Raw genomic sequence first — 8,904 nt, forward strand, 5'->3', positions numbered from 1 at the left:
CATCGTGCAGGGGAGTTCTGAGCAATTCCGGCCCCCTTGCGGTACTTCGTGCATAGGACTGCTGACACGGCCCGTTCAGAAGTCGGCTGCACACCGGTCGGCCTGCCCCGCGAACTGGTGCAGTCGTCTTCTGAAAATGACAAAATTGACCGGGGGCATTTTGACCACTCAAATTGCCTGCCTTCGGCACCCGCCACGCCCACGATGGGCGAAAAAAAACCGCCTCGGGTTAGGAGGCGGTCAAAGACTGCACGGCTCAGGGAGGAAAAGCCGGTGTGTGCAGCCGATTCAACCAGGCACCAGGGCTGCGGTGATGATCTTGCTTAACCAGGCTGTAAAGGCTGGCAGTAGCCCGGCCTTGCCCAGCAAGGCCAGCACCAGGACAACGGCGAAGGCCGCGCCGATTTTGAGTAGCCCGCTGTTCCTCATGTCTTGCTGTGGTGGTAGTACAAATAAGCCAAGCCGATAGGCGCAATGAAGATCGCACCGGCCCAGCAAAGGGCCATCGTCATGAGCTTCACAAACATCATGAAAAACACGTTCACAAAGAACGTATTCCTGCCCACGATGAAGCCCACGATGCTTTCATAGACAAAGCGCGCGTAGGGGTAAAGCAGGGTATTTACTGCGGTGACAAGCACCGCGCCGAATGACACGCCATGCGTGCTTCGGGTCGCCATGAACATGATGAACGCAAGGAACATCAGGCCGAAAAAGAACTGACGGAAGTAGTACGGCTTGGATAAGCCGCCAAAGGTTTTTGCTATTACAGGGTGCATGCTGGTTTTCTCCAAAGATTGTGTTGAAAAGGTTTCACCGGCCCAGGTCGCGGGTCTTTGTCTGCGTCACGGCCTGAACCCTGGCGGGCTTCACCACGGCTGCGCCGTCGTTGTAGGCGACGGCAAGGGCGGTGGTTTTGTCCACCGTGGGCGCTTGCGCGAAGGCGGTCTTCGCGTGGGCCACGGTGTTTGTTGCTGAGACTTGCTGAAGAACGTGGTGCTCTGTCTCGGCGATGATCGGCCCCTTGTAGGTGCCCTCGGCGAGCTGGGCGGGGAACGTCTTCGCGTTCGGGCCTAGCTGGGCCTTGGCCTCGGCTGTCGCCTCGGTCAGCGAGTCGGCCAGCTCGGCGGTCTTCCTGAACTGTGATCGGTCGTCGATGGGGAAAATCTGCTGTTCGCGGGTGCCGCGTCGGATGCCATCGGCGACGGATTCAACGATGGTTTGCAGGTCTTCGCGCTCAAGCGGTCGGGTCTTGTTCTGCACCACGTCTGACCAGGTGCGCGCGGCCTGGTCTGCGGTCTTGCTGGGCGGGCCGTCGATACGCTCGGCGGCAAGGCAGAAAACTTCCTCTGCCTTCATCAGCTCGCTTTGACCGGCATAGGCCTTATCGACCTTGGCCCAATCGCCCTTCATTGAAGGGGATTGGCGGGCGGCGATGATTACTTCGAGTAGATCGCGCTTTTCGCTGCCGGTGAAGGTGAGGGTTCCGAAGTGCCCAAGGGCTTCGTGTTGGAGGGACTTTCTGAGGTCTCCAACGTCACGAAAGTTGGCAAGGGGTAAATGGACTTCCCCGCGTTTCGGTAAGAAGGCACCTTTGATGGTGCCAACGGCTTCGATGCTGGCTTTGTTTCCATAGAAACTCTCCTGGGTAGGTCTGTGGCTGATATTCAAACCAGAAAGGCCCGGAAATTCATTGTAGAAGGCATGAATCGCGCCGTCTGCTTGATCCTCGGTGATGGGCATTTCTAGGGCTTTCGTCTTTGTGTTTGGTGACAGGCCTCGCGCCTGGCCAGCTCGGCGCTGTCACCACGGGCTTACATGCGTTCTTGGGCTTCGAGCTGCTTGTAGGCACTCATGGCGGCGGCGGTGCCAGCGTTCTTGCCCTTCTGGTAGCTGGTGGCCGCGCAGCGGATCGCGTAGTCCGGCGAAGTCAGGTTCTGCATGCCATACACCGAAGTCTTGTTGTCGTAGCCGTTCAGGTTGAACCGCTTGCCCTTGTAGAGCGCGAGATTCCATGCGACACGGGCATCGCTCGGCTGCTGCCGCGCGAGCTGCTGATAAATGCCCTCCTTCGGCCCGACAAACTGATTCCACGTCAGGTAATAGTCGGCCTTGTAGCCTTCGATGAAGGCATCGGCGTTGCAGGCATCGGCGGCAACCTGAACGGTCACGTTCGGCTGCTGGTAGCCGCCTGCTGGCCCCAGGGCCACGCTGCGCGCTGCGGGCTGCATGCCCGGCAGGGGTGGCAGGGGCGGCAAGGGTGCGCAAGCTGCAAGGGCAACGGCGGCGATGGGCAAAAGTCGTTTCAACATGGTTTTCTCTCCTTTGGGTTGGTGGTTCTGGTGACAACACTCGCGGCGGCCGCGAGATCTGCTGTCACCAATGGGGTGCATGGGTCAGCTCCGAATCATGTCCTCAAGCCCGGCGCTGAGTTCGGCCAGCGGCGGCATGGTGGCAACAGTGTCACGCAAGGTCGGCAAGCTGATCTTGTCGGCTACGGCCTGGGGGAAGTCTTGGGCGCGCTGCGCCTGGTCGAGCTGGGCTTCTTCAGCTCGGGACACCCAGGCGGCAACGTGAACGATGCCGTGAAGCGCGTCCACCGGCTCATGAGCCAGCGGCTCGGCGCTGCGCTCGATGGCGGCGGCGAAGTCCTCGGGGAAATTCCAGTGGCGGGCCAGCGCACCGCCCACGTCGGCGAAGCTGAAGCCGAAGGCCTCGCGCTCGGCCTCGATCCGGCTCGGGTCGGGGAACGGTGACACTGAGCGAAGCGCAAGCGCGGCCATTTCGGCGGGCATGCCTGCGTGCATGACAAGCCTGCCGATGGCATGGATCAGGCCCACGGTGAAGGCAAGCTCGCCGTCGAGCTGGGCCGTGCGGGCAAGGTACTTGGCCGCAACGGCTGTATGCAGGCTGTAGCGCCAAAACTGCTTCAAGTCGATGCCTGGCATGTCTTTGAAGCTCCCGGCGATGCCGGTGCTCATCACCAGTGTTCGCACGGTCAGGAAGCCCAACAGCTTGAGGGCTTCGTCTACCGTGCCCACGGTGCGCGAAACGTTGTAGTAAGCCGAATTGGCAAGGCGCAAGACCTTCGCGCTCAGTACCTGGTCGGTGGCGAGCTGGCGGGCGATTTCGCCCGTTAGAACGTCATCCTTGCTCAAGCCCTGGATCAGCTCTTGAACAACCTTCGGGATGGATGGCAACGCCCTCCCCTGCTGAAGTAGTTCGTCGATGGTCATTGCGCCCCCTCGGGTAGAAAAGTGATGGTTGCAGGCTGGCCGGGCTTCCAAGTGCCGTCTTCCTGGCGCTCGGAAGTCAGCGAAAAGTCGCATTCGAGCGTGATTGCGCGCTGGGTGGTTTCCTCGCATGGGCACCGGCCAGCACACTTGCCCGCGCGCTCGTCTTCTTGAACCAGGAGCTGCCAGCGGCTACCGTGCGGTTCGGCGCAAGCGCCTTGCTGCTTGCAACGGGCGAAGGTTTCGGCCCGGCAAGCTGCTTGGTCGGCCTTCCATGCCGCGATTTCGGCTTCGGTGGGGGGTGACCCCTCCCTTTCGTCTTCGACGCTCATAGCGGCCTCACTTCTTCGCCAGTTGGGTAGCGGCCTGGCTGAGTTTGGCGAGCTTGGTGTTCACCAGCTCGATGTCCACGCGCCGATTTTTGGCCCGGCCTTCCGGGGTGCTGTTGTCGGCAACAAACCCGCCTGCTGAGTTGTAGAAGGCGCGAATCTTCTTCGCGTCAACACCTTGACCGATAAGGTACTGGCGCGCGGCCAGCGCGCGGGCAAGGGCAATGCGCTTGTTGTCCTCGTCGATGACTGTCGAGTCGGTGAACCCGCGAAGGTTGATGCGGTCGGCGGCTTTGGCCGCTGGCACCAGCACGCGGGCAACGTCGTCGGCGGGCTTGAAGTCGGCGCTTGCGAAGCCGAATTCAACCCGAAGGATCACGCTCGCGGCCTCGGCCACAAGGTTTTCAAGGCGGTCGAGCTTGGTGCCGATGTCCTTCGCCTCCTGGGCGCTGCCGGTGGCCTTCATCTTGTCCAGCTCGGCGCGCAGCTCGGCGATTTGCTTCTCTGCCAGCTTGAGGGCTGCGCGAGCGGCCAGCAGCTCGGTATTCGTGTCAACGGGCACCGTGACCGCTGCCGCTGGCTCCGGCGTGGCTTGTTGAACGGGTTCCTTTGTAACAACGGGCACCGTCGATTTCACGGTCGCGGACGTGGGGCCAATCTGAACCCGCACCGGGCTATACAGCCCCGGTAAAACGGCGTTCTGGCCGATTCGCTGGTAAGCGAGCGGCTTTCCCTCGCCGTCGAAGACCCGCAAAGCAGCGGGCGGGTCAGTGACGAACTGAAGGGCTGTGCGTTCGCCATCATCGAAGGCGCGCACCAGGCCGATTGCCTTGCCTCCCTCGGTGGTGTAGCTGAAGCGCAGCGACGACACCGGGGCCTTGTCGCCCTGGGTGGCGCACGAAGCGAGCGCCAAGGCCGCAACGACGGCCCCGGCAATGGCGGTTTTTCTCATCGTGTGTTCTCCTATGGTGAATAAAAAGGAACTCATAGAACATGCCTACCGGGTGAACTTCACAAGCCCCGTGCGGGTGATGTCTACCTTCTTCAGCAAGCCGCTTTCGTCGAGCGATTTCACGGCTCGGCGCAACACCTTGCGAAAGTTCTCAAGGCTCTCGGCATCGCTGCCGCAGAGCTGGAAGACCGTCTCGGCCTTCAGGGCGTAGGGGTCGCGGTGGCTGGCCGCGTAGTCGTACAAGCGGCGCGCGACTGGCGGGAGCGTGCGGTAAATCTCCCAATTGAGCCGGGTGAAGTTGTTATCCCCGAACCACTCGCGGATTTCGGTCGGCACCTGAACCGCGTACTTGGTGCGCGGTTTGCCGTCCTCATCACGCCAAAGGAAGTCACCAATAAGCGAAAGAGCAAGGCCCCCTTTTAGGCGCTTGCTCTCGATGGTGAGGGCGGTTGCCTTCAGTCTCAAAAGGCAGTCGCGTAGCAGCTTGTAGTTCGGCCCTGAAGGTGTCCAGCCGATGTCTTGGCATAGCTGGTAAGGGGTGAACTCCACCCAGCGGCCCAGGGGCAGCATTTTTGCGTAGTGAAGGATTTGGAGCCAAACAAGCTCATCGTTCTCGGCGCGCAGCTCGAAGCCGGTGTAGCTGATTGCCCCGTCACCGACAACGAAGATGCTTTCGTCGAGAAAGCTCTTGCGTTTGCGCGCACGGCGCACGGTGAACAGTGCCGCCCGGCATGACTCGTTCGGGTGCGCCCTGACCTCATCGGCCCACAAGGGGAGTTGAACGACCATGAACTTGCGGCGCTCGGCTTCCTCGGCCTTCGCAACCTTCTTTTGTTCGGCGGTGCGCTGCTGTGCTTCCTCGGCGCGCGCCTTCAGCTTGGCAAGCTGCTGGTCGAGCGTTGTGATGGTTCCGATTGGCTTCATGTCTTTTTCTCCTGGTAGCCCGTTTCAGTCGGCGCGCTGGTTGGTGACAACCTGCGCAACCTGGTCGGCGATCACTGTCACCATGACCCCAATTGCCGCCCGGCTTCCTGAAGGGCTGCAACACCGTTGTTCATGCGGGCTTCGAGCTGCTTGAGCTTCGCTGAAAGCTGGTCGAACTCCTTGCCTCGCTCGATCCCGGCCCGCGCCTCGGCGATTCGGTCTGCGTCTGCACCGATGTACTCGCGGCGGCGGTCGCCGTCGTGCATGGGGTAGATCAGATACAGGTATTTGTTTTCGCGCCAGTGTTCCGATGCGTAGATCAATCCTGCCTTCTGCAATACCTTCATGCGCTGGCTAACCGTCTTCAGCTCGCCCTCGATGGCGTCGATCACGCGGGGCAGTTGAGCCGCGAGCTGTCGGAGTTGCTTGGTAGCTGACATAAACATATCACCTATGGCGAATAATAAACCAATGCGAGGCCCAGGTCATCACCGGGTCAGGCCGCTTTGACTGGAATCGGTTGCCCGCAGTGCGGGCAGTGGCCTTGCAGCTTTCGGATAGTCCGATGCAGCGAGGCGTAATCAACGCCTGCGGCGATGCTGGCCGCGCGGCGCGTCTCCCCTTCAACAAACACCAGGCGGCAAGCCTCGATCATCTTTTCGCTGCGCATGGCATGCGTCTTGACCAGCTTCTTGAAGTCGGCTGCGGTGATGGTTTCGATTTCGGTGCTCATGTTGTTATGCAATCTCAATGGTGCCGAAGTAGCGGCGGATTTCGGTATGCGCCTGGAAGTGGCCTAGCCACTCCTGCGCCTGCATGTCGGTCAGCGTCCGGGCCACGGTGAAGGGTGTCACCTTCCTGGCCGCGAAAACCTTGCCTTCGGCCTCGAACCACTGGCCGCGCGTGGTGCGCCCCAGGATCAAGAATTCAGCCCGTTGGTCTTGCCAGTTGTGGCGGCACCGATAGAAGACGACTTGGGCATCGGTGCCCAGGTAGCGCCGCCCGTCCTTGTATTGGTCGAGCGTCGGCCACGCCTTCAGCATGGCATCGGTCGAACGCTGGCCGTAGGTGCGCGCGTTCCAAGTGAACCAAAGGCCCACGGTGACGACTACAGCGAGAACAAGGGCGGTGAGCATGTCTTCTCTCCTATGAAACTCTCCGGTCAGGCTTGAGCACGGTAGTAGCGGCTGACCAGCTTGCCGTCTACCTGGCGAAACACCACGACACCCGCCCCGCCGTCCAGCTCAAAGACATTGACGGTGGGGGGAACCTGCATGGTGCGAACGATCTGCACGGTTTGAACCTGGGGAACCGGCGCGGGCAAAGGCCCTGCCGATGCCACCATCAACAGGCCCGCCGCACCAGCGACAACACTCGCCAGCATGGCCGGTGCCGCCAGCATGGCCGCTGCGAGCACCAGAACACCAAGGATCACATTCAGCGCCTTCATGGCTTTACTCCTGCATGGTTATCGGGCGCGTATTCCACAATTTTAAGCGCCCTATGGTGAATAACGCAAGGAAGCCTGTCGGGGTTGACCGTTTCCCTGCGGGTATGGTGAATAAAAAGGAACTCATTCAACAAGGCTAGTCGTCCAGCTTCGCCAGCAGCCGGTCGATTTGCGGGATGCCGAAGTCGCGTTCCTCGAAGTGCCTGCCTCCCGGCTTCACGCCCTCGGCGCGAACGGTCTTCAATGCCTCCTGCTTCGTCTCACGAAGCCGGTGCAAAGCCTCCACGATCAGCAGTTGCTCAGACTCGGTGAGTACGTCTTGAATGCGTGCCATTGGTTAGCCCTCCGGGTGATAGTCGGGATCAAAAAACACCTTGCGCTCTCCCGCCTCCACGGCATCGGCCAGCTCGGAAAGCTCCTTCTTGCTCCAGTCGCAACCCGCGATCTGTCGAAGGAAATTAGCGACAAGGCGCGCGGTCGCCTGGTCGGTCAGAACCTCGGTCTTAGCCTTTTTGGGCATGGTCTTCGCTCCTGGTTTGGTATTCGTCGGCCAGCTCGGCGCAGCGGCTGTGCCAGCCCGTATCACCCTCGGCGGCTGCGCCGCGAAGGTGATGCGCTGCCTCCTGCCACTGGCCCGCCGCTACCCGCTTCCAGACGATTTGCATGCGGGTGATCTGGTCATCCGGGCATGTCATCAAAAGGTCGTTGGCGGTGATGGCTTGGCGGGTCATGGCGCGGCCTCAGAACTCGGTGGTCAGCGTGCCGTCGTCCAGGCGCTTCATGATGTCGCCCTCCCCTGCTTCCTTCTTGGCGGTCACTGCCTCGGCGAACGTGGGGAAGTCGGCAACGATGTCTTCATCGTCCTGGCCGGGGTTGTTCACCAGCACCCAGGGGTTCGGGTTGAAGGCCTCGGCCTGGTCAGCCTGGCGGCGCTTGGCTTTGATTTCGCCCAGGGTGCAAGGGGTGAAGTGCAAATCCAGCTCGGCACCGTAGGCGGTGATTTCCTGAATCGAGATATAGCCCAGCTCCGCGCATTCGTCGTCACCGTTCAAGATGGCATAACCGAAAGCCTGCTCGATGCCGCCGTCCATGTCCTTTTCGGTGATGTACCAATCACTGCCGCCCAGGAAGTAATGCAGGTGAACGATGGCCTCGTCGCCCTTGCCGTCCTGCTCGTAGGTCTTGGGCATGGTGTCGATCTGCTGCGCGAGGTCGATCAGCTTGCGAAGGAAGAACTCGGCTTCTTCGCTGTTCTTGGGGTCGGATGCCACGGCCACGGTCAGAAACTGGCTGCGGCTGAAGAAGGGGCGAATCGAAAGGCCTGCGGCGATGCCCTGCGACAAGAGGGTCGGGGCGCTGGCTTGGGTGGCGGTTGCTTGCATGGTGTTGCTCCTGGTTGAAAGGTCACTTCGCTGAAAGTGATTTCATTATACACCATATGGCGAATAACACGCAAGGGGGGAGTTAAAAATTTCTCACGCCCGAAGGGGCGGGGCGGGTTGGCTGTTGGCTGTCCTGGTGCGTTTGCGCCCTGCTTATGCCGCCATCGGCATAAGCACAACATCAGCAAAACATAAGCAACGCCTAAGCACTTTGCACCAAAGGGCGCGCGGATCGCGCCCGAGAAACCGCCGCTGGCTTGGTGACAGAACACCGCCGCCGGCGGATCTGTCCTGTCACCACGGGCGGGGTGAAGCCTTACGGCGGGCTGGCCTAGGGCGTAGCGACATCAGCGGTGGGGCGAAGCCCGTCCGCGTCGCCTAGCGGGCTTTCCTGCGAAGCTGCCGCCGTAGGGCTTCCGTTATGGGGTGGGTTTTTCTGGTGACACAAGCGAGCTGGCCAGGTCGCCGCGGTGTCACCAAAATTGCGCCGCTTCAGCGGCTGGAAAGCGCCCGGATGGGCGCAAGGCAAGTGGTGGCCTGTAGGTGTAGTGACTCGCGTTTGAAAACGGCCCGACTTGCAATCAGCGGCTTTTCCGACTCAGATTATTTGCAACTGACCGCACAGTCAGACTCA

The 8,904-nt window shown here is 61.0% G+C and carries 15 protein-coding genes; all 15 read right to left on the minus strand.

Annotated elements, in window-relative coordinates; all coding sequences use genetic code 11:
• Positions 1 to 425 precede the first annotated feature (425 nt).
• The gene (locus L880_RS0124395; protein WP_027477878.1) at positions 426 to 779 is read right to left on the minus strand and encodes a hypothetical protein; all 354 of its coding nucleotides are present in this window, start codon (positions 777 to 779) and stop codon (positions 426 to 428) included.
• Between the two features lie 34 nt (positions 780 to 813).
• Complete coding sequence (locus tag L880_RS0124400) at positions 814 to 1,743, minus strand: KfrB domain-containing protein (protein WP_043330506.1); 930 nt, start codon at positions 1,741 to 1,743, stop codon at positions 814 to 816.
• A 71-nt stretch (positions 1,744 to 1,814) separates the two neighbouring features.
• Positions 1,815 to 2,312, minus strand: a complete 498-nt coding sequence (locus tag L880_RS0124405; protein ID WP_157463056.1) for a hypothetical protein — start codon at positions 2,310 to 2,312, stop codon at positions 1,815 to 1,817.
• 84 nt (positions 2,313 to 2,396) lie between these two features.
• Entirely contained in the window at positions 2,397 to 3,236 is an 840-nt protein-coding gene (locus L880_RS0124410; RefSeq protein ID WP_027477881.1) for an HDOD domain-containing protein, read from the minus strand.
• On the minus strand, positions 3,233 to 3,565 hold the full coding sequence (locus L880_RS0124415) for a hypothetical protein (RefSeq protein ID WP_027477882.1): 333 nt from the start codon (positions 3,563 to 3,565) through the stop codon (positions 3,233 to 3,235). Before L880_RS0124415 ends, L880_RS0124410 begins: the two co-directional genes overlap by 4 nt.
• Before the next feature lie 7 nt (positions 3,566 to 3,572).
• Entirely contained in the window at positions 3,573 to 4,514 is a 942-nt protein-coding gene (locus L880_RS34570) for an OmpA family protein (RefSeq protein WP_051443578.1), read from the minus strand.
• A gap of 45 nt (positions 4,515 to 4,559) precedes the next feature.
• Positions 4,560 to 5,438: a plasmid replication initiator TrfA gene (trfA, locus tag L880_RS33480; protein WP_051443579.1), complete on the minus strand. Its 879-nt coding sequence runs from the start codon at positions 5,436 to 5,438 to the stop codon at positions 4,560 to 4,562.
• 77 nt (positions 5,439 to 5,515) lie between these two features.
• On the minus strand, positions 5,516 to 5,878 hold the full coding sequence (locus L880_RS0124430; RefSeq protein ID WP_157463057.1) for a hypothetical protein: 363 nt from the start codon (positions 5,876 to 5,878) through the stop codon (positions 5,516 to 5,518).
• Between the two features lie 56 nt (positions 5,879 to 5,934).
• Positions 5,935 to 6,171 carry a hypothetical protein gene (locus L880_RS0124435; RefSeq protein ID WP_027477884.1) on the minus strand — a complete coding sequence of 79 codons (237 nt, stop codon included), beginning with the start codon at positions 6,169 to 6,171 and terminating at the stop codon, positions 5,935 to 5,937.
• A gap of 4 nt (positions 6,172 to 6,175) precedes the next feature.
• Positions 6,176 to 6,574 carry a hypothetical protein gene (locus L880_RS0124440; protein ID WP_027477885.1) on the minus strand — a complete coding sequence of 133 codons (399 nt, stop codon included), beginning with the start codon at positions 6,572 to 6,574 and terminating at the stop codon, positions 6,176 to 6,178.
• 26 nt (positions 6,575 to 6,600) lie between these two features.
• Positions 6,601 to 6,888 (minus strand): hypothetical protein, encoded by a 288-nt coding sequence (locus L880_RS0124445; protein WP_027477886.1) that lies wholly within the window; start codon positions 6,886 to 6,888, stop codon positions 6,601 to 6,603.
• Positions 6,889 to 7,024: 136 nt separating this feature from the next.
• Positions 7,025 to 7,222 carry a hypothetical protein gene (locus tag L880_RS0124450; protein WP_027477887.1) on the minus strand — a complete coding sequence of 66 codons (198 nt, stop codon included), beginning with the start codon at positions 7,220 to 7,222 and terminating at the stop codon, positions 7,025 to 7,027.
• A 3-nt stretch (positions 7,223 to 7,225) separates the two neighbouring features.
• Entirely contained in the window at positions 7,226 to 7,408 is a 183-nt protein-coding gene (locus L880_RS0124455) for a hypothetical protein (protein ID WP_027477888.1), read from the minus strand.
• A complete protein-coding gene (locus L880_RS33485) occupies positions 7,392 to 7,619 on the minus strand; it encodes a hypothetical protein (protein WP_051443580.1) in 228 nt (75 codons plus the stop codon). Before L880_RS33485 ends, L880_RS0124455 begins: the two co-directional genes overlap by 17 nt.
• 9 nt (positions 7,620 to 7,628) lie before the next feature.
• Positions 7,629 to 8,270, minus strand: a complete 642-nt coding sequence (locus tag L880_RS36520) for a hypothetical protein (RefSeq protein WP_051443581.1) — start codon at positions 8,268 to 8,270, stop codon at positions 7,629 to 7,631.
• Positions 8,271 to 8,904: the final 634 nt, after the last annotated feature.

It is taken from the genome of Curvibacter gracilis ATCC BAA-807 (genome assembly GCF_000518645.1).
Classification (GTDB): Bacteria; Pseudomonadota; Gammaproteobacteria; order Burkholderiales; family Burkholderiaceae_C; genus Curvibacter; species Curvibacter gracilis.

Coding starts and splice junctions, on each gene's coding strand:
- L880_RS0124435 (WP_027477884.1), bottom strand. CDS start 6,171: ATGAGCACCGAAATCGAAACCATCACCGCAGCCGACTTCAAGAAGCTG.
- trfA (WP_051443579.1), bottom strand. CDS start 5,438: ATGAAGCCAATCGGAACCATCACAACGCTCGACCAGCAGCTTGCCAAG.
- L880_RS0124405 (WP_157463056.1), bottom strand. CDS start 2,312: ATGTTGAAACGACTTTTGCCCATCGCCGCCGTTGCCCTTGCAGCTTGC.
- L880_RS0124400 (WP_043330506.1), bottom strand. CDS start 1,743: ATGCCCATCACCGAGGATCAAGCAGACGGCGCGATTCATGCCTTCTAC.
- L880_RS0124415 (WP_027477882.1), bottom strand. CDS start 3,565: ATGAGCGTCGAAGACGAAAGGGAGGGGTCACCCCCCACCGAAGCCGAA.
- L880_RS0124450 (WP_027477887.1), bottom strand. CDS start 7,222: ATGGCACGCATTCAAGACGTACTCACCGAGTCTGAGCAACTGCTGATC.
- L880_RS0124455 (WP_027477888.1), bottom strand. CDS start 7,408: ATGCCCAAAAAGGCTAAGACCGAGGTTCTGACCGACCAGGCGACCGCG.
- L880_RS0124410 (WP_027477881.1), bottom strand. CDS start 3,236: ATGACCATCGACGAACTACTTCAGCAGGGGAGGGCGTTGCCATCCATC.
- L880_RS0124445 (WP_027477886.1), bottom strand. CDS start 6,888: ATGAAGGCGCTGAATGTGATCCTTGGTGTTCTGGTGCTCGCAGCGGCC.
- L880_RS0124440 (WP_027477885.1), bottom strand. CDS start 6,574: ATGCTCACCGCCCTTGTTCTCGCTGTAGTCGTCACCGTGGGCCTTTGG.
- L880_RS34570 (WP_051443578.1), bottom strand. CDS start 4,514: ATGAGAAAAACCGCCATTGCCGGGGCCGTCGTTGCGGCCTTGGCGCTC.
- L880_RS0124395 (WP_027477878.1), bottom strand. CDS start 779: ATGCACCCTGTAATAGCAAAAACCTTTGGCGGCTTATCCAAGCCGTAC.
- L880_RS0124430 (WP_157463057.1), bottom strand. CDS start 5,878: ATGTCAGCTACCAAGCAACTCCGACAGCTCGCGGCTCAACTGCCCCGC.
- L880_RS36520 (WP_051443581.1), bottom strand. CDS start 8,270: ATGCAAGCAACCGCCACCCAAGCCAGCGCCCCGACCCTCTTGTCGCAG.
- L880_RS33485 (WP_051443580.1), bottom strand. CDS start 7,619: ATGACCCGCCAAGCCATCACCGCCAACGACCTTTTGATGACATGCCCG.